Origin of the sequence: Staphylococcus americanisciuri (assembly GCF_024814435.1) — a bacterium.
In the GTDB taxonomy this organism is placed as follows: Bacteria; Bacillota; Bacilli; order Staphylococcales; family Staphylococcaceae; genus Staphylococcus; species Staphylococcus americanisciuri.
In genome coordinates, this window is record NZ_JANUXY010000001.1 from 207,821 (window position 1) to 226,947 (window position 19,127).

Here is a 19,127-nt window from a genome sequence, read left to right on the forward strand (position 1 = left end):
AGCATAAATTATGTATTTAATTAACAGAAAACTTCAAAATATTTTATCGCTTTTAATGGCTAAAATTTTATCGCATGACAATTAGGAAAAGTATGTCCTCGTTTCATGATAAAACGTATAAGCTTGTAATGTGGTAGATGAAGATAGAAAGTATAGGTTTAATGATAAGAAGAGAATTAAAATGGTTTTAGCTTATTGTAGAACAACATGCTGACTTTATTGGGGTATTGGAAACTTTTTATCCTCAGAACATCGCTTTTATGAACACATACGAATGACCATAAAAATGATGTGCAGTTTATATGGCGGAAAGGTAATGATAAGCGTCCAGCTTCATTTATACTGTTGAAATCGCTGCCTTCACTGAGCGTACAGTGCATTATGATGATGTACTTTTCCATACTAAAAAAGTAGAGTGGTTTATCATACCACGCCATCATAAAAGATATAGAACCAAAAAATGAGAAGGTACTTTTATGCGACCTTCCCATTTTGAATTTTAGGATGCTTTATTCATAAACCCATACTTCTTCAGGCAAAGCGTATGTGCTTAATTCTGCTTCGTCAAACCACAGTGCAATTTCACGTTCTGCTGATGTAACGGAATCCGAGCCATGAACAACATTGCGCCCCACTGTTAAGCCTAAATCGCCTCGAATGGTACCAACTGCAGCTTCAGTTGGGTTCGTTGCGCCAATTAAGTGACGACATACATTCACTGCGTCTTCCCCTTCAACAACCATCGCAAACACAGGTGCTGATGTGATAAACGCAATTAAGTCTTGATAAAATGGGCGCTCTTTATGTTCACCATAGTGTGTTTCTGCCAAAGTTTGTGGAACAGTCATTAGTTTGGCACCAACTAACTTCAAGCCTTTATGCTCTAAGCGTTGAACAATCTCTCCAATCAATTTACGTTGCACTGCATCTGGTTTAATCATCACAAAAGTTCTTTCCATAGTTATTTATCCCCCTTATTTTTACATACAAGGTTATACTACCATGTATGTAAAACGCTTTCAATAGGGAGATTAACGCATTCTGTGCTGTAATTTATTAATAAGCTTTTCAAATAAAGGCTTCAAATTTTCATTTGGCAATTGATCAAGTAATTGATGTGCTTTATCAAGGTATTTTGCACTGATTTCTTTAGATTGTATAATAACGTCAGATTGTCTGATTTGCTCAATGCATTCTGTAAATAAAGCATCAGGCGCATTTGAATGTAAGGATGCGATTTTTTGTTTGAAATCCGCATTGCGACGTGCTTCTAATAGGACTGGTAATGTCAAGTGTCCATTGCGCAAATCACTTCCTACAGGCTTGCCTAGTTTTTCTGCTGTCCCCGTAAAATCTAAAATATCATCAATAATTTGGAAGCTCATCCCAATATAATGTCCGATTTGACGCATTGTTCGTATGGTTGAAGCATCGGCACCTGACGTCATTGCGCCAACTTCTGTTGATAATTGAATCAGTAGCGCTGTTTTTCGATTGATACGTCTCAAGTAGTTCGTCATTGATTGGTTTACTCGAAATTGATCTTGGAATTGAAAAAGTTCCCCGCGACAAACTTCTGTAATGGCTGCTGATAAAGTGGTATGAATCTCTGGATTTTCAATCTCAGACAAATATTCTAGTGCACGAGCTAATAAAAAATTACCTGTTAAAATGGCAGTCGGCTTATCCCATTTCTTTTCAATAGTTAACTTACCACGTCGTTTGTCACTATAATCAATGACGTCATCATGGACGAGCGTAGCCATATGGATAAGTTCTAATGCTGTGGCAACGCGATATGCAGCTTCATTCGCTTGATCCTCTCCTACATAACTGCTGAGAATTACAAACAATGGACGTATGCGTTTGCCACCAGACTTCAACAAGTGGTGAGACGCAGCTTGTAGTGTTGCATCGTCACTTTTGATTTGTTGTTGAAGTCTTTTTTCAATTGTCTTAATTTCTTGGTTTAGATTAATTTTCGACATGCCATTCACCTTTTATTTATTCGAGTTAGGTTTATAAGCGAGATGCATTGCTGCAACACCACCGGTAAAGCTTCTTACTTTTACATTCTCAAACTGCACACTTTCAAATAACTTTTTGAGCGTTTCGCGATCTGGAAAGTCAAATGCTGACTGTTGTAACCATTCGTACTCTTGTTTCGACTTGGCAAACAGCTTTCCAAATAACGGCATAATAAACTTAAAGTACAGTTGATAGCCCTGTTTGAAAATAGGCATTGTTGGTTGACTCGTTTCAAGGCAGACGACCATTCCCCCTGGTTTTAAGACGCGATGCATTTCCGCTAATGCGACTTTATAATCGGGTATATTGCGCAAACCGAATCCAATCGTTACATAATCAAATGTATCATTATCGAATGGTAAATCCATCGCATCCCCTTGAACAAGACGAATATTCTCCATCGTGCGCGTTTTTTGTTCGCCGACTTTTAACATATTTTCACTAAAATCAAGCCCTGTCACTTCTCCATTAGACCCAACTGCTTGGCTTAATGCGATTGTCCAATCGGCTGTTCCGCAACATACATCTAGTGCTACAGCCCCATGTTGAACATTCATTTCTTTCATGACTTTTTTGCGCCATTTTTTATGTTGTTCAAAGCTGATAATATTATTGAGACGATCATATTTTTCAGATATATTTTGAAACACTTCATGTACTTGTTCTTTATTAGCTTTATTTTTACTCATACTTAAACCTCATTAGATTTGATATTTTTCTTGTAATTGCTGTATTAAAGTCATTTTGGTTTGTGCATCAAAATGATTGAGATAACTGAGTTCTGATACATCTATATTGCGCAACAAAAGCTGTATAGGTTCTGCGAGATGCTTGTCTGGCAAATATACATCCAATAGTTGTTTGAGCAACAATGTCTCAATGTTATAGATAGCATCAAGTACTTGTGCCTGTGACATGTGCGTATGTTGATGTTGGAATTTTGATTTCAATTCATTAATTGTGACAATGGCTTGGCTCATCTTCAACTGAAATTGTGGTGCGTTCAAGTCAGCAAGCAATGTGTAGTAATGTGCACTTAATAAGTCGCCAATCAGAATACCATCACGTTCATAATTGTCGTAACTTACATGATCAAGATGTTTTAAAGATGTATCGATTGAGAGGCATGCTAACTTCGCTAATATCGGAATATGTAGGACATCTAACACATGACTTAATGCACGATTAATATGTATATTTTTAGGATGTTGCAAATTTTTAAGACGTTCATTAATTTGTTCTTCAAGTAATTGATACGTAGATTGCATATTTGCCACCTCTCAATTTAGTCACTCTCTATATTAACACTAACCTTTTAAAATGAAAATGCGAATTATTCGAAACAACTCTTTTGATTCAGAAAAAGTATTAAAGAACCCCAGTTTAGCTATGAAAGTATTAATGTGGTATAGAAGTTGAATGCGTATTGGTTACAATATAAATATAAGATAAAAACCAGTAGCTGACTGAAGTTAAGGCCTCTTTTTCAAGGTTTATATTTGATTCTTCAAGACATAACAAAAAAGCCCACTTGTAAAAGGGGCTTTTTTGTAGCTAAAAGAATTATTTAACTGCGTCTTTTAGAGCTTTACCTGCTTTGAAAGCTGGTACTTTGCTTGCAGGGATGTCAATTTCTTTACCTGTTTGTGGGTTGCGTCCTTTGCGTGCAGCACGTTCGCGCACTTCAAAGTTACCGAAACCGATTAATTGTACTTTTTCACCTTTAGCTAGTGAGTTTTGAATTGATTCGAAAACGGCATCAACAGCTAAACTCGCATCTTTTTTAGTTAAATCAGCTTGTTCAGCAACCGCGTTGATTAAGTCTGTTTTGTTCATGTACAAGTCCGCCTCCTTAAAGGTTGTATGTAATGATAACTCATTTATCATTATGGTATGACTTTAACACAATTATAGGTAAAACTGCAATGATTTATATATGAAAAACGGCGGTTTCATCGCATTTTAGCTCGTTTTTATGAAAAGAATATATCAAATTTTAAAAAAAGGATTAAATTACTCTGCTTTTTTAGTTCGTCCCATTAGAATTTTAAGTGCTTTTTCTACAGGTTGTTCTTCAAATAATACGTGATACAATGCTGAAGTGATTGGCATATCAACGTCTAATTTTTTTGCGAGATGGTAGACTGATTGTGTTGTATATACACCTTCTGCCACCATATTCATGTCATCAAGAATCTCTTGAAGTGTTCTACCACTGCCCAACGCATACCCTAATGAAAAATTGCGTGAATGTGTGGACGTACACGTTACGATTAAGTCGCCAATGCCACCCAATCCTTGAAATGTAATAGGGTCTGCCCCTAACTTAACACCAAGACGTGTAATCTCTGCTAAACCACGTGTAATAAGAGCTGCTTTGGCATTGTCTCCGTAACCCATTCCAGCAAGTACCCCACTCGCAATGGCAATAATATTTTTTGTTGCGCCACCAATCTCAACACCAATCAAATCATCATTGGTATAGACGCGCAGGTAGTCTGTCATAAATAAATCTTGAATGATTTGACAGAGTTCTTTGTGACTTGAAGCTGCTGAGACGGTGGTTGGTTGTTTAATAACGACCTCTTCGGCATGGCTAGGGCCGGACAAGACACCAACGCCTCCATTATGTTCCGGAGAGATAACATCTTCAATCATTTCAGAAACACGTTTGAACGTGCCATTCTCAATTCCTTTAGCAACATGAATAAATTGTTTTGGTGATGTCAAAAGTGCATCAACTTGAGATAAGACAGCACGAATTGCTTTAGTTGGAATTGCGATGAGATAAATATCAGCATGGTCAACTGCTACTTGCATATCAGTGGTTGCGCGAACGGAATCATTGATAACGGCTTCTTTTAGATATGCACGGTTGGTATGGCATGCATTGATTTCTTCAACGGTTTCTGCTGTTTTTCCCCACATCAAAGTCTTATGACCATTGTCAGCGAGTACATTTGCTAATGCAGTGCCAAAGCTACCAGTTCCGAATACGGTAATGTTGGTCATATTAAAATCCCCCATTCATGTCTAATTTCGTTTACGTGCGATGATATGTACTGGTGTCCCTTCAAAACCGAATGCACTGCGAATTTGATTTTCTAAATAACGTTTATATGAAAAGTGCATCAGTTCAACATCATTGACAAAAACAACAAAAGTTGGTGGTTCAATGGCAACTTGTGTTGTATAGAAAATATTTAAGCGACGCCCTTTATCTGTAGGCGTTGGATTCATAGATATTGCATCCGTAATCACTTCATTTAGCGTTGAGCTTTGAACACGTTTTTTATGATTTTCGCTTGCTTCGTTGATAAGTGGGAATAACGTGCGTAATCGCGTGCCTTCTTTAGCTGATACAAAGGCGATTTGTGCATAATCTAAAAATTGGAAGTTTTGGCGTATATCATCCATAAAGCGTTTCATTGTTTTACTATCTTTTTCAAGTGTATCCCATTTGTTAACTACAATCACGATGGCTTTACCTTCTTCGTGTGCGTAGCCAGCGACACGCTTATCCTGTTCAATAATACCTTCTTCTGCATCAAGTACAACGAGCACAACATTGGAACGCTCAATCGCTTTTAATGCGCGTAAGACAGAATATTTTTCAGTTGTTTCGTAAACCTTCCCTTTTTTACGCATCCCTGCTGTATCAATTAATACATAGTCTTGACCTTCATAACTATACTCTGTATCAATGGCATCTCTTGTTGTACCGGCAATATTAGAAACAATCACACGCTCTTCTCCTAAAATTGCATTGACAAGACTTGATTTTCCAACATTCGGACGCCCAATCAATGATAGTTTTATGACTGAGTCGTCATATGGGTCTTCTTCTTGGGGTTTGAAATGTTTAGCAACGGCTTCTAATAAGTCACCTAGACCTAAGCCGTGAGAACCTGATAGTGGATAGGGTTCTCCAAAGCCTAAAGTATAGAAGTCATATATATCGTTACGCATGTCAGGATTGTCGACTTTATTGACTGCAAGTACGACAGGCTTTTTAGATTTGTATAACATTTGCGCAACCATCTCATCGCTTTGTGTGACCCCTTCACGAACATTTGTCATAAAAATAATGACATCGGCTTCTTCTATGGCGATTTCAGCTTGTGCGCGTATTTGTGTTTGGAATGGTGCATCACCAATCTCAATACCACCTGTATCAATAATATTGAAATCATGTGTCAACCAATCTCCACTCGCATAGATTCTATCACGTGTAATACCAGGTGTATCTTCAACAATTGAGACACGTTCTCCAACAATGCGGTTAAATATAGTTGATTTCCCAACATTTGGACGACCTACTATCGCCACTACTGGTTTTGTCATGTATGTTCTTCCTCTCTACAAATATCTTTATCATTCTAGCATATCAAGTGCGACGTCGGCATCTCATTTGATAAAACTTTCATCGATTGCAGCTCAGTTTATAGAACGTACCATAAATACCTCAAAGATAGTGATTACCTTTCCGAAAAGTATAGCACCCTATAATTAATCATAATCTACTGCAGTAAACCTAAGAATTATTCATATTATACCATGGTCATACAAACTAATGAAAACGATGCTATGTTTCTTGATGACTCGGCACATTTATTCAAGTAGCATTACACAAAATAATAGACTGAAAAGCTACGCAATGTAACTTTTCAGTCTGTGTTACGACATTAAATTATAGGTTGAGGTTTTTGAATTTATCCGCAAATACATCGCCTAATGTTGGGTTGTTGCTATCATCATCTGTTGACAATGTATATTGCTCAGTTGTTTCAGGAGATGCTTCATTCGTTTCTTCAGCAGGTGCTGCTGCTTTAATTGAAAGTGAGATACGTTCTTCAGCAGTGTTAATGCTTAAGATTTTCACATCTACTGTTTGACCAGGTTCAAGTACTTCATTTGGTGAACCAATATGTTTGTGACTAATCTCAGAGATGTGTACAAGACCTTGTAAGCCAGGTCCAATCTCAACGAAAGCACCAAAGCTAGCAAGACGCATCACTTTACCTTCTACAACGTCACCTTCATTGAACTTAGATTGAATTGTTTCAAAAGGACTTGGTAAAGTATCTTTAATAGATAAAGAGATACGCTCAGAATCAGCTTCAACAGAGCGAACTTTTACTTTAACAATATCGCCAATTGTTACTACTTCTTCAGGCGTTGATACGTGTTCGTGAGATAGCTCAGATACATGAACTAAACCGTCAACACCACCAATATCCACAAAAGCACCAAAATTAGCGAGACGCGCTACTTTACCTTCTAGTACATCGCCTTCTTTAATTGACTTCAAAAGTTCTTCTTTTTTCTTTTCATTTTGTTCAGCTTCGACGGCTTTGCGACTTAGGATGACACGATTATTCGCAGGATCTAATTCTTCAACTTTAAGCTCAAGGACTTTCCCTTCATAATCAGAGAAATCTTCAATGTAATCAGTTGAAATAAGGGATGCAGGGATGAAACCACGTTGACCTACATCTACAACTAAGCCACCTTTAACAACTTCAGTGACCTTTGCTTCAATCGTTTCATTGTTATCAAGCTTCTCTTGCAAGAATTCATACGATTTTTCTTCTTCTAATTGGCGCTTAGATAAAATATAGCTACCTGTTTCATTGTCTTCATCGATTTCAATTTTTGTAACGTATGCGCCAATCTCGTCGCCCACTTTGACAACTTCATTCGCATCTTCTACATGGTGTGTTGAGAGTTGACTAATTGGAATAATGCCGTTATATTTGGCACCGCTTACATGAACAACGACATGTTTGTCGTTGACTTGTTGTACCTCTCCTGTAACCTTGTCGCCTTCTTTAATGTCTGTAATCATTGACTCATTGAATTCTTCTGTCATCATAAATGCCTCCTTGTATTACTACATAATAATAACATCTTACAAACTGTGCAAATTGTCAAGAAATTTCCACAGTTGTCACTTATTTTGATTGTGCTTCACGTGCGAGATGAATGATGCGCTCAGTTACCGCTTCAATCGTCATTCCCGTTGTATCGATTTCAAGTGCATCATGCGCCTTGATTAAAGGAGAAATATCACGGTTCATATCATAAGCGTCACGTTCTGCGATATCCTTTTTCAGCTGTGCCAGTGTTGAAGGAATACCTCGTTCTATATTGTCTTTCAAACGACGTTGTGCACGTTCTTCCACGGAGGCAATCATATAGACTTTCACTTCTGCATCCGGCAATACAGTTGTGCCGATATCGCGTCCATCCATCACAATCCCTTTGTCGGTAGCGAGTTGCTGTTGAACTTTGACGAGATACGTTCTAACAGCGTCTTGAGAAGCGACGTATGACACTTGTTCAGTGACTTCATTGCTGCGGAGATAATCAGTCACATCCGCTTCATTCAAAATGACACGTTGTCCTTTCTGTTCATCGTAAATTAACTTCAAATCAATCTGTCCTATCATTGTATCGAAGTCAGAGAACGTATGTTGGTTGTTCAAATAAAAATACGTAATAGCTCGATACATTGCACCTGTATCGACATAAATCATATTTAACGTAGTTGCCACACGCTTAGCAATTGTACTCTTACCAGCTGCAGCAGGCCCATCAATAGCAATATTTATAGCAGTCATTGTAAACCTTCCTTGTTGTTGTTTGTATAACAATATTTTATCATAATAGGGGATATTATTACGAGGAGGAAATAACATGAAAAGTTTATTAGTAATTCATACAGGTGGCACTATTAGCATGTCACAAGATGCTTCGAACCGAGTCAACACGAATGGTGACAATCCGATTGCCAATCATCAAGCATTAATTCAAACGTATGCAGATATTAAAGAAGTGATGCCTTTCACTGTCCCTTCTCCACATATTACAATTGAACACGTTAAAGAAATTAAACAATTGATTGAGATGCACGCCGATGAATTTGATGGTTTTGTCATAACACACGGTACAGATACATTAGAGGAAACAGCATTTTTACTTGATTTAACACTTTCAATAACGAAGCCAGTTGTCATTACAGGCGCGATGCGTTCATCTAACGAAATTGGTTCAGATGGTTTATACAACTTTATCGCTTCTATTCGTGTTGCCACAGCAGACGATTCGACACATAAAGGTGTGATGGTTGTATTTAACGATGAAATTCATACTGCACGCAACGTTACGAAAACGCACACATCCAATACGAATACTTTCCAAAGTCCAAACCATGGGCCTCTCGGTGTGATTACGAAATCGGGCGTGTACTTCCATCATCGTCCCTATGATAAAAAGACATTATCTGATATCAATACAACGTTGAATGTGCCATTGATTAAAGCGCATATGGGCATGGGAAGTGAAGTATTAAGTTTTTATGCAGATCAGCATGTCGATGGTATCGTAATTGAAGGTTTAGGTCAGGGTAATTTACCTCCGACTACTTTAGAAGGATTAGAGAAGTGTTTAGCGGCAGATATTCCAATTGTACTCGTATCACGTTCTTTTAATGGAATTGTGAGTGCTGTATATGCTTATGAAGGTGGCGGACATCAACTTCAAAGCAAAGGTGTGATCTTTTCAAATGGCTTAAATGGACAAAAAGCACGTCTGAAATTACTTGTCGCTTTAAGTAATGCTTATGATCATCGCATGATTCGAGACTATTTTAATGACTAAATGATCATTATTAGCTCCCCTAGTATTGTGGTGATAGTGCAAGATTATTGACGCGTGTTTCACTAAAAAATTTATGGGTTGAGATATTAAATAGAAATATTCAATTTAAGTTTGAGATTTCATGTAGAAAGCAGTAGTTGACTGGCGTGAAAATATGCTTTTACACGCCCTATTCAACCTTGATAACGGAATTTTTTAGAAAAATGAGATGTCTGCTTCATTCTCAAAAAGAAGCTAGAACATATTATTCACTTCAACGGAATAACGTGTTCTAGCTTTTCTATCTTTTGTCATCATTACTCATACAAAATACAACCACTTAAGCGTTGTTTCTGTCTATGATTCTAGTGGTGCTTGTTTCTTTGTTAAAATATCTTGGGCAATTGCCACACCATGATATTTACCATTTTCAATAAAAATTGTGTTTGCATCGTTACCAGCTGCAATGACCCCTGCGATATAACAGTTTTCTACGTTTGTTTCATATGTGTCTTTATTATAGACAGGTGCTGTACCATAACTATTTGTATTAATGTCGATACCGATAGCTGATAAGAAATCATAATCAGGATGGTAACCAATCATCGCAAATACAAAATCATTGTCGATAGTTTTTGTCACACCATTTGTTTCAAACGTTACACTGTCTTCTGTAATTTTAGTGACGTGGCTATTAAAGTGCATATCGATATTACCACGTCGTACAAGTGAGTCAAAGTTAGGTAAAATCCATGGTTTCACTGATGGAGAGTATTCTGAACCACGATAGATGACTGTTACATTGGCATTTGCTTTTTCTAGTTCAATTGCCGCATCAACTGCTGAGTTTTTCCCTCCGATAATAACAACGTTTTGATTGAAATATGGATGTGCTTCTTTGAAATAATGCATCACTTTAGGTAAAGTCGCACCTTCTACTTCTAAGGCATTCGGTTGGCCATAGTAGCCAGTAGCAATTGTTAAGAAGCGGCATTGATAGACATCTTTCGTTGTTGTAATAGTGAAGTGATCATTCATTTTACGTACAGTTAACACTTCTTCAAATGTGTTCACTTTAAGTTGATGATGTTTCACTACTTCGCGGTAATAGACAAGCGCTTGATTACGTCGTGGTTTTAGTTCTTCTACAATAAATGGAACATCCCCGATACTTAACTTGTCACTTGAGGAGAAGAATGTTTGATGTGTTGGATAATGATAAAGCGCTTCAACAACATTCCCTTTTTCGATGATTAATGTGTTGATTCCCTTTTTCTGTTGTTCAATTGCAGCACTTAAACCACAGGGACCGCCACCAATAATAATACTTTCAATCGTTTTCATCTGTATAACTGAAACTAAAAATATGAACTATTGTGCCATATTATGCTACTTTAGTGTCAGTATTGCCTCCTATTCCTTACTAGCATGGTATTTACGTTCTATGAGTCCTCAAACATTATAGCAATTTTTAGATACAAACTAAATGAATAAGTTTTGACATTGATAATATTGACGATAAAACGTCAAAAAAAGAGAAACGACACATTGCCGTCTCTCTTTAATAATTGGATATATATCTTATGGAATAATCAATTGTTGACCGTTGCTAATGTTGTTACCACTAATACCATTAGCTTGTCTGATTTTCTCTACATTTTCAGGTGAGCCACTACCGTAATATTGAATAGCAATACGATATAAGTTTTCGTTACCAGCGACTGTATGTGATTGGTTACCAGCATTTGGTTGCTGTTGTTGATTTTGAGCTGCATATTGATTGTTAAGATCTTGTTGATTTGCAACATCATTTTGAGCTGCTTCTTGTTCAGCCTTCTCTTTCTCAGCTTTTTCCTTCTCGGCTTTTTCTTTTTCGGCTTTCTCTTTAGCAGTCTTTTCTTTTTGCGTCTTTTCTTTTTGTGCTTTTTCTTTTTCAGCTTTGTCTTTCTCACTTTGTGCTTTTTTATCGCTAGAACTTGTTTGCTGTGTTAATTGTGCATCGTCATTAGAAGTACCTTGGTCTTGATTGAAGAGATACATACCGCCAAAAATTGCGATTGTTCCTAATAATAAAATGGCAGCAATGATTGGTAAGAAACGTTTTAAAATGCCACCATCATCAGCACCATTAGAAACAGTTGTACTTGGCTGTTCCACTGTTTTTGCAGTTCCAACACCAGCTGTACCGGCGGCTGTACTTGTTGCCGTTGTTTTGCTTGTTTCTTCCTTAGCCTGTGTTGCAGTAGTATGATTTGCCGCTTTAGCAGAGCTAGATGCAGCAGTACCTGTCGCAACGCCAGCACCGACCGATGCCGCTTTCTTGTTGTTAGAAGTTGCTTGTTTATCAGATTGAGTCTGTGTTGTTTGGGCACTAGCTTCAGATTTCGAATCAGTAGATTGTTTGACCTGTTGCTGATTCGTTGATTTATCAGAACTTGCTGCTACACCGGCAACACTAGAACTAATTGCTGCCTTACCATCTCTTGAACGATGGTCGTCGGACGGTGTAGCATTGCGCTTCGATGTTTTTGGTGTTTGTTTATCTACATCATTAGCGCCTGCTACAGCTGATTGTTGATTAGTATTTTGCTGAGATGGCGTTTCCTTATCAGCATGGTTTTGTTGAGAAACTTCTTGTTTTGTAGCATTATCGCTAGTACTCTCTTGATTTCGTACACGTTTACGATGACGACGTGCAGTATTACGTGGTGGAAAATGTTGCGTACTGTCTGTTGATAATGCGTCTGTTTGTTTACTTGATTCTTCTTCAATAGGTGTATGATTTTGTCTAGTTGGATTGATTTCTTGACGATTGCGTTCGAATTCATCCTTAAAGTTATCTTTTGACACGATATTCCTTCCTTTCTGTTACGCTATCACATAGAGGATAATATCTGTGTTTATCCCCTACTTATTTAACAATATAAGCGTATTGTTATTCAAGCGTCCTATATCACTTAATTAGATTATAGCGTGTTTAAAAATGCAGTGTAAAGCAATCAGTGATTTATTCAAATAAACTTTCCAATTTTTCTTTATGTGTGCGTTTTCTTTTGACTTTTTTCTTATTTTTTTCGTGAATCTCATGTTTAATGCCACAAATATCACAACAATTTTCTATCGTAATGACGGGTTTATCGAAATAGCGTAATAATTGTTGACGCCTACAATATTGTGTTGAGACATAATTCAACATATGTCGAAAAGCACGCGTTTTTCGCTCGTAATTTTGTTGAAATATCTGATGTAATGCCTGGATGGTGTATCGTTGTGTCAAAACAGTCAGTATGTCATTTATTTCGCCATCTATCAGCTGTCCTTGTTGGTATAACGTGATATCTTCATCACGAATACTGTTAGCGATTGCCAATGTTTCAATTAAATATTGATCATCTGTTTGATACAAAGCAATTGCTTGGCTTTGTTGCCCATCTCGACCAGCTCGGCCAATTTCTTGCAAATAATTGGAAGGGCTTGTTGACAGATGAAAATGGATAACCGTCCGAATATCTGGTTTGTTAACGCCCATTCCAAATGCACTGGTGGCAACAATAATACGAATCTCATTGTTTAAAAATTGTTGCTGTACGGTATAGCGCTCTTGATAACTCAAGTCTCCATGGTAGATACCTGTAAGATGACCTGCTGCGTAGATGTGTTCTGCAATATCTAGGCAAACCTTCTTAGATGACACATAGATGATAGTAGGTCCAGAGGTATCAATAGTTGTCAACAACCAGGACAATTTTTCTTGATAAGCATCGAAATGTTTGACGGAAAGCGATATATTGGGACGATCCATGGATGACTGAAAAACTTTAAAAGAATAGTCAGTAACATACTCAATATCTTGTTTTAAGTGCTGAGTGGCTGTTGCGGTGAGTGCGAGTATCGGAATATTAGTATACAATTTGAGTAAATCTCCTATAAGTGCATAATGCGGGCGAAAGTCAAAGCCCCATTCCGATAAACAGTGTACTTCATCAAGAACGATTAAACCGAAGTTGATTTGACTGAAGCGCTCAAGATGATGAACTTGCAGTATAAATTCAGGACTAACAAATATAAAACGCGATGATGTCAGTTGGTTGTATGCTAGCGTGCGTTCGTCTGAAGACATACCTGAATGAATAGCTGTCACTTGATGTTCACCATTCATCTTCATCTGCATCACTTGATCATCCATTAATGAAATCAAAGGTGAAATGATTAATGTAGGCTTTTGGTGAATATATGTTGGCAGTTGATAGCATAAACTTTTGCCGCTGCCAGTTGGTAAGATACCTAAAGTATGATGACCTTTCAGAATACTTTGTATGATTTCTTCTTGACCTTCTCTAAAATCATCAAAGCCAAAATACTGTTTTAATGCATTTTTAAGCATGTAACGCTCCTTTCGCAATACCTATGATTGCAAGTTTTATGTCAAAATAACTTAGATGGTCGAAGTGTGATTTATAAAAGCGTAAACGTTGATGTGGTTGTTGCATATAAAAATAAATAAAATCCGTCATCTCTTGACTGAAATAATCTGTATAATTTGTTAAGTAATTACGCATAAAGAGTTCAAGTACATGATCTTGTACCGTGTTTTCCATACGTTGAGTCATTTGTGCAATACGAGAAATATCATGTCCATTAATGAGCAATGTATAGGTACGATTGAGCGTCGGACTTAATGGTATACCTGTTATAAGGTGGTGTAATATCGGATACGATGTGCTGTCGTTTAGTAACTGATAGATAGTGAACATATCAATATATAAAGATAATGTTAATGCATCATCATCGAAACCAGTGATTTGCCCTACTTGGTGCTGTGTATACATTGTTTCATCATAGCCAGTTAAATAGTAGTGAGCTGTACTATTGGTGTGTTTATCATTTAAACATTCAAATAGCAACTTGATTTCTTCTTTTGCCTCAACGAAAGCTTGTTGTTGCTGTATATGTTGATACAACTGGCGTACTGTACGATGAATGTTAATTTGTGACGTAAGCGGAACGAACTTAAATTGTTGATGGTGTGCATAGGATAATGTTTGAACCAACAGTTGCAATGCGACAAAAGTTTGTTGTAATATGGGATACGTTACATGCGTAGATGTTGGTATATTGACATGATTTGAGATGGGTTTATTGACGGTTGCTTCAAACTGTTCATACGAGATGTTTGGTGCACAACCAAATAAACTCAACAATTGTAATGAAGTAGCATCAAAAAAGGTTTGATGTGTTTTTTTTCCTATGATAATATTATAAATGCTCTTTATATTTTTGTGAGGGATTGCACGTTGGTATACGAAAGTAATTATTGATTTCATGTTCATTACCTCATTTATAAAACGTATATATTGAAAAAATAAGCTAACCAAACTACAATGAAATTATAATGTTAGTCTGGCACTTTGAAAAGGGAGGCGAAGAATTTGGCTAAGTACACGATTGTCGATATGGATACTTGTATCGCATGTGGTGCTTGTGGTGCGGCAGCTCCAGACATCTATGATTACGATGATGAAGGAATTGCTTATGTTATTCTGGATGACAACCAAGGCACAACGCCTGTACCGGAAGAACTGTATGAAGATTTAGAGGACGCTTTTGAAGGCTGCCCTACTGACTCCATTAAAGTTGAAGAAGAAACTTTCGATGGCGATGCATTAAAGTTCGAATAATACTATTCAAGCGTATTGTACCTTATGATACGTTGAATTTAAATAAATAAGCAACTAGAAAGCGGTGCGTAGAGTCATCGCTTTTTAGTTGCTTATTTTGTCATGTTAAAGTTCTTTTATATTTTGAGAACGTTCTTAAGACGTCGATATAACAAGATAAATAATATAGAAACGACAAGTCCTTTGATAATGTTGAATGGAATAATACCGGCCGTAATAATTACCTTAAGATTCGTTGCAATATCAGATAAATTCATAATCATGCCATACAATGGGAGTAATACGAAATAGTTCATGATACTAAGAATAAGTGTCATGATAAGCGTTCCCACTGATAGACCAATTATCATAGAACGTGTTGTTTGTTTGTGACGAAAGATAGTATAAGCTGTAAGTAACAAGCTCGCTCCTGCAATAAAGTTTGCGATGGGTCCAATAGGATCAGCCAGATAGAAAAAGAAGTTGAGTAAGTTTTTAATCAGTTCCACTAATAATCCGGCAACTGGACCTAAAGTAAATGTTGCAAGTAATGCAGGAACATCACTGAAATCTAATGTTAAATATGGGGGTAAAAATGGTAATGGGAACTTCAAGAACATTAGTATAAATGAAATCCCACTCAATATCCCAACAATAATCAGTTGACGTGTTTGTTTCGTTTGTTGCATGTGTTGTTAGCCTCCTATAAAATTCATCTAATCAGAATAGGAGGTTTTAGTGCAACCCAAAGAAACCTCCATCTTCTCCCATCCAGACTTTAACTGTCGGCTCTAGAATTTCACTAGATCAGGAGGTTGAGAGACAAGCATACTTTTGATCAGTGATTAAACTGTTCCTAAAGCATAGAAGCACGATATCTCAACCTCGTCGCAGGCTTTAATTACTGCCGGTAGGGAATTTCACCCAACCCCGAAGATGAATTTATTAATTTTATTTATCATTAGTGTAACGAATCCTTTAGCTGAATACAATATAGATGTTTAATTCATCAAAAATTTAGGATCAATTAATAATAATGTATTCAAATAATAGTGAAATTGAAATTCCAATCCCAACGCTTGCATGTGATAGTCTTAACTTATTGCTGTACAGGGTATTTTGGTAGTTTAATTGTAAATGTTGTTCCTACGTTAACCTCACTTTTTACTTCAATCGTACCGCGATGAGCATCGATAATCATACGTGTGATAAAGAGACCTAGCCCCGTTCCTTGTTTGCCTCGTTTTCGTGCTGCATCGGCTTTGTAGAAACGTTCAAATACTTTGTCGACATGTTCAGGGGCAATACCGACGCCTGTATCTTGAACCTTTAGAATATGGTGCAATGTCGTTTCATGTGCATGAATTGAAATTCTGTCTCCTGGTCTTGTGTACCGCGATGCATTGTCTATAAGATTCGTTAAAACTTGTTCCATGCGGTCAAAATCATAATACCAATTCTCTAACATAGTGCCATTGAGTTGAAAATCTAAATTCAACTCCAATTCATTTGCTTGTTGTCGATATTTCGTCGCCATCTTATTAACCAATTCATACATCGGTCTTACTTCAGGTGTAATGTTAATACCGTCTGCATCAATTTTGGCAACATCTAACAATTCATTGACAAGTCGACTTAAACGCTTCGTTTCATCAAGTACAATAAGCAAAAATTCATGAATATCTTCAGGTTCTGTTACCACACCATCAACAATCGATTCCGTATAGCCTTGTAATAATGAAATAGGCGTTCTCAGTTCGTGTGAGACACTCGCGATAAAATCTTTTTTCATCTGTTCCATATGGTGTTCTTTAGTCATATCTCGAATGATGACAACGAGACCACTTTCTTTATTCGTCTGAATGCGATCGATATAACTCATGATGACTTCGTAATGCTGTTGGTTGATTTCATATTCGCGATACTTTGTTTGTTGACTCGCAAATGTTTGATTAATCTGTGCATCAAAGAGTGCTTTATCATCCACTGTCATATCTAGCATCATTTTATGCGCAAGATTGTTGGAGAGGATAATCTGTCGTTGATGGTTAATTCCTAAAACACCTTGTGCCATAGAATTAATCAGTGTATCACGAATATTTTTCGAAGTTGTAAGTGCATCTATATGATTTTGAATGTGGTGGTTCATTTGATTAAAAGCGATTGCCAATTCACCAATTTCATCTTTTGTCTGTACATATACTTGCTTATTATAGTGCCCTTTTGCTATTTCTTGTGCTTGCGTCTTAAGTTGTCGTAAAGGATTTGTAATTCTCGTTGACAAGAAAAAGGCAAAAATTGTTGTGATGATTAGAAAAATAACGGCTGTAATTAAAATAGTAATCGCAATAACATTATTTGTATCATCAATACTACGCAAATCTTCATAGATGTAAATGGCAGATTTTTGCCCTTTCGCATCCTGAGTTGGATACCCTAAAAGAACATATGCACGCTGTTTACCATCAACTTTAAACGTGACATGTTTCAGTGCTTTTTGTTGTGTTGTTAATACATTACTTAGTCGACGATCTTGTTCAATCACCTTTTGCATATGTCTTTTTAGTGGTTGATTAGACGTTTGAGCAGTACTTTCAGGTAGTATAATCCCTTTATCACCTTCTAATAGCAGCTCGCTATGTTCAATTGCAAGTTGCCTATTTTCGCTTTTTTCTATGAGGGTACTAATGTTTTCGGCATTTTCATATAAGGACTGTTCCGTTTGTTGCGTGAAATAATATTGTATAAAAGTAATGAGTGCTGCACTTAATAAAATTAAAACTGTCGTTACTATAAAAATAATAGTTAACCACAGTTTAATAACGACACTATTTAGACGTTTCATCTGCTTGTGAAACCTCAAATTTATAGCCTACGCCCCAAACAGTCTGAATCATTGATGCAGCATCATTTGACACGCGATTTAATTTTTCACGCAAACGTTTAACATGTGTATCTACCGTGCGTAAATCCCCATAAAACTCATAATGCCATACTTCTTTTAACAATTGCTCGCGATCAAATACCTTATTCGGTGTTTTGGCTAAGAAAATTAACAGCTCATATTCTTTAGGTGTTAAGTTGACCGGTGAACCATCTGCCAATACTTTGTGTGCATCATTATCAATTGTGAGATGTTGAAACTCAATCATATCACGTGCATGTGGTTCATTTTGTTCGGTGATTGCAGACTGTGTACGTCTCAATAAAGCTTTGACACGCAATACGACTTCACGTGGGGAAAAAGGTTTAACGATATAGTCATCGGCGCCCGATTCAAAACCTTCTACACGATTGTTTTCTTCACCTTTTGCGGTCAACATAATAATCGGCGTATCTTTTGTTTCACGCAGACGCATTGCCACTTCAAGCCCGTCCATTTCTGGCAACATCAAGTCTAACAAGATACACGCATAATCATATTTTGTTGCTAATTCGAATGCTTCACGCCCATCACTGGCTTCTGCAACTTCATAACCTTCTCTTTCAAGAAATAATCTAAGTAATTTCCTGATACGATGTTCATCATCAACGACTAAGATTTCTTTAGTCACAAGACATACCTCCCACATAAGTTGACATTTTATACTCAATGCATATTATAGCATATTGTTGTTTATACTTGATAATAAAAGAATAAGAGACGAAACATAAACAATTTTCATATTGGTTCATCTCTTAATATTATAGCATGTGAATTAATTCGCATAATAGTAGGGAAATCTCTACTATATTTTCAAGAATGTGTAAGTTTGAAATTGCATATGGATATATCAGTCAGCGATAAGGTTCTGTGTCATT

At 36.9% G+C, this 19,127-nt stretch carries 18 protein-coding genes and 1 riboswitch; of the genes, 2 read left to right on the forward strand and 16 right to left on the reverse strand.

The features are described 5' to 3' along the window. Positions 1-509: 509 nt before the first annotated feature. From ndk to cmk, 9 genes are all read right to left on the reverse strand, one after another. Positions 510-959 (reverse strand): nucleoside-diphosphate kinase, encoded by a 450-nt coding sequence (gene ndk / locus NXS11_RS00975; protein WP_259197876.1) that lies wholly within the window; start codon positions 957-959, stop codon positions 510-512. A gap of 72 nt (positions 960-1,031) precedes the next feature. Then, complete coding sequence (locus NXS11_RS00980; protein ID WP_259197877.1) at positions 1,032-1,988, reverse strand: polyprenyl synthetase family protein; 957 nt, start codon at positions 1,986-1,988, stop codon at positions 1,032-1,034. A gap of 12 nt (positions 1,989-2,000) precedes the next feature. Then, on the reverse strand, positions 2,001-2,717 hold the full coding sequence (locus tag NXS11_RS00985; RefSeq protein WP_259197880.1) for a demethylmenaquinone methyltransferase: 717 nt from the start codon (positions 2,715-2,717) through the stop codon (positions 2,001-2,003). A 12-nt stretch (positions 2,718-2,729) separates the two neighbouring features. Next, positions 2,730-3,296 (reverse strand): heptaprenyl diphosphate synthase component 1, encoded by a 567-nt coding sequence (locus NXS11_RS00990; RefSeq protein ID WP_259197881.1) that lies wholly within the window; start codon positions 3,294-3,296, stop codon positions 2,730-2,732. A gap of 295 nt (positions 3,297-3,591) precedes the next feature. Then, positions 3,592-3,864, reverse strand: a complete 273-nt coding sequence (gene hbs / locus NXS11_RS00995; RefSeq protein WP_044358871.1) for a non-specific DNA-binding protein Hbs — start codon at positions 3,862-3,864, stop codon at positions 3,592-3,594. 177 nt (positions 3,865-4,041) lie between these two features. After that, the gene (locus NXS11_RS01000) at positions 4,042-5,040 is read right to left on the reverse strand and encodes an NAD(P)H-dependent glycerol-3-phosphate dehydrogenase (protein WP_259197884.1); all 999 of its coding nucleotides are present in this window, start codon (positions 5,038-5,040) and stop codon (positions 4,042-4,044) included. 21 nt (positions 5,041-5,061) lie between these two features. After that, positions 5,062-6,372 carry a ribosome biogenesis GTPase Der gene (gene der, locus NXS11_RS01005; RefSeq protein ID WP_259197885.1) on the reverse strand — a complete coding sequence of 437 codons (1,311 nt, stop codon included), beginning with the start codon at positions 6,370-6,372 and terminating at the stop codon, positions 5,062-5,064. Positions 6,373-6,718: 346 nt separating this feature from the next. Beyond that, the gene (gene rpsA, locus NXS11_RS01010; protein ID WP_259197886.1) at positions 6,719-7,900 is read right to left on the reverse strand and encodes a 30S ribosomal protein S1; all 1,182 of its coding nucleotides are present in this window, start codon (positions 7,898-7,900) and stop codon (positions 6,719-6,721) included. Between the two features lie 82 nt (positions 7,901-7,982). After that, positions 7,983-8,651, reverse strand: a complete 669-nt coding sequence (cmk, locus tag NXS11_RS01015) for a (d)CMP kinase (protein ID WP_259197888.1) — start codon at positions 8,649-8,651, stop codon at positions 7,983-7,985. Between the two features lie 76 nt (positions 8,652-8,727). Here cmk and NXS11_RS01020 point away from each other — a divergent pair, with 76 nt between their 5' ends. Then, a complete protein-coding gene (locus NXS11_RS01020) occupies positions 8,728-9,690 on the forward strand; it encodes an asparaginase (RefSeq protein ID WP_259197889.1) in 963 nt (320 codons plus the stop codon). Positions 9,691-10,026: 336 nt separating this feature from the next. Here NXS11_RS01020 and ypdA read toward each other — a convergent pair whose 3' ends face one another. From ypdA to NXS11_RS01040, 4 genes are all read right to left on the reverse strand, one after another. Beyond that, positions 10,027-11,013 (reverse strand): bacillithiol disulfide reductase YpdA, encoded by a 987-nt coding sequence (gene ypdA, locus NXS11_RS01025; protein WP_259197890.1) that lies wholly within the window; start codon positions 11,011-11,013, stop codon positions 10,027-10,029. Positions 11,014-11,250: 237 nt separating this feature from the next. Then, on the reverse strand, positions 11,251-12,519 hold the full coding sequence (locus NXS11_RS11030; RefSeq protein WP_259197892.1) for a LysM peptidoglycan-binding domain-containing protein: 1,269 nt from the start codon (positions 12,517-12,519) through the stop codon (positions 11,251-11,253). A 157-nt stretch (positions 12,520-12,676) separates the two neighbouring features. Beyond that, positions 12,677-14,053, reverse strand: coding sequence for a RecQ family ATP-dependent DNA helicase (locus NXS11_RS01035; RefSeq protein ID WP_259197893.1), 1,377 nt, complete (start codon positions 14,051-14,053; stop codon positions 12,677-12,679). After that, complete coding sequence (locus NXS11_RS01040) at positions 14,046-14,993, reverse strand: helix-turn-helix domain-containing protein (RefSeq protein WP_259197895.1); 948 nt, start codon at positions 14,991-14,993, stop codon at positions 14,046-14,048. Before NXS11_RS01040 ends, NXS11_RS01035 begins: the two co-directional genes overlap by 8 nt. Before the next feature lie 105 nt (positions 14,994-15,098). Between NXS11_RS01040 and NXS11_RS01045 the strand changes: the two genes are divergently transcribed. Continuing rightward, positions 15,099-15,347: a ferredoxin gene (locus tag NXS11_RS01045; protein WP_044358884.1), complete on the forward strand. Its 249-nt coding sequence runs from the start codon at positions 15,099-15,101 to the stop codon at positions 15,345-15,347. 116 nt (positions 15,348-15,463) lie between these two features. Here NXS11_RS01045 and NXS11_RS01050 read toward each other — a convergent pair whose 3' ends face one another. From NXS11_RS01050 to NXS11_RS01060, 3 genes are all read right to left on the reverse strand, one after another. Further along, entirely contained in the window at positions 15,464-16,015 is a 552-nt protein-coding gene (locus NXS11_RS01050; protein ID WP_259197900.1) for an ECF transporter S component, read from the reverse strand. Between the two features lie 66 nt (positions 16,016-16,081). Further along, a riboswitch (FMN riboswitch) is annotated at positions 16,082-16,268 on the reverse strand. A 157-nt stretch (positions 16,269-16,425) separates the two neighbouring features. Further along, positions 16,426-18,171 carry an ATP-binding protein gene (locus NXS11_RS01055; RefSeq protein ID WP_259197901.1) on the reverse strand — a complete coding sequence of 582 codons (1,746 nt, stop codon included), beginning with the start codon at positions 18,169-18,171 and terminating at the stop codon, positions 16,426-16,428. Next, entirely contained in the window at positions 18,155-18,880 is a 726-nt protein-coding gene (locus NXS11_RS01060) for a response regulator (RefSeq protein WP_259197902.1), read from the reverse strand. The genes NXS11_RS01055 and NXS11_RS01060 overlap by 17 nt, the downstream gene beginning before the upstream one ends. Positions 18,881-19,127 lie beyond the last annotated feature (247 nt).

Coding starts and splice junctions, on each gene's coding strand:
- ndk (WP_259197876.1), bottom strand. CDS start 959: ATGGAAAGAACTTTTGTGATGATTAAACCAGATGCAGTGCAACGTAAA.
- NXS11_RS00980 (WP_259197877.1), bottom strand. CDS start 1,988: ATGTCGAAAATTAATCTAAACCAAGAAATTAAGACAATTGAAAAAAGA.
- NXS11_RS00985 (WP_259197880.1), bottom strand. CDS start 2,717: ATGAGTAAAAATAAAGCTAATAAAGAACAAGTACATGAAGTGTTTCAA.
- NXS11_RS00990 (WP_259197881.1), bottom strand. CDS start 3,296: ATGCAATCTACGTATCAATTACTTGAAGAACAAATTAATGAACGTCTT.
- hbs (WP_044358871.1), bottom strand. CDS start 3,864: ATGAACAAAACAGACTTAATCAACGCGGTTGCTGAACAAGCTGATTTA.
- NXS11_RS01000 (WP_259197884.1), bottom strand. CDS start 5,040: ATGACCAACATTACCGTATTCGGAACTGGTAGCTTTGGCACTGCATTA.
- der (WP_259197885.1), bottom strand. CDS start 6,372: ATGACAAAACCAGTAGTGGCGATAGTAGGTCGTCCAAATGTTGGGAAA.
- rpsA (WP_259197886.1), bottom strand. CDS start 7,900: ATGACAGAAGAATTCAATGAGTCAATGATTACAGACATTAAAGAAGGC.
- cmk (WP_259197888.1), bottom strand. CDS start 8,651: ATGACTGCTATAAATATTGCTATTGATGGGCCTGCTGCAGCTGGTAAG.
- NXS11_RS01020 (WP_259197889.1), top strand. CDS start 8,728: ATGAAAAGTTTATTAGTAATTCATACAGGTGGCACTATTAGCATGTCA.
- ypdA (WP_259197890.1), bottom strand. CDS start 11,013: ATGAAAACGATTGAAAGTATTATTATTGGTGGCGGTCCCTGTGGTTTA.
- NXS11_RS01035 (WP_259197893.1), bottom strand. CDS start 14,053: ATGCTTAAAAATGCATTAAAACAGTATTTTGGCTTTGATGATTTTAGA.
- NXS11_RS01040 (WP_259197895.1), bottom strand. CDS start 14,993: ATGAAATCAATAATTACTTTCGTATACCAACGTGCAATCCCTCACAAA.
- NXS11_RS01050 (WP_259197900.1), bottom strand. CDS start 16,015: ATGCAACAAACGAAACAAACACGTCAACTGATTATTGTTGGGATATTG.
- NXS11_RS01055 (WP_259197901.1), bottom strand. CDS start 18,171: ATGAAACGTCTAAATAGTGTCGTTATTAAACTGTGGTTAACTATTATT.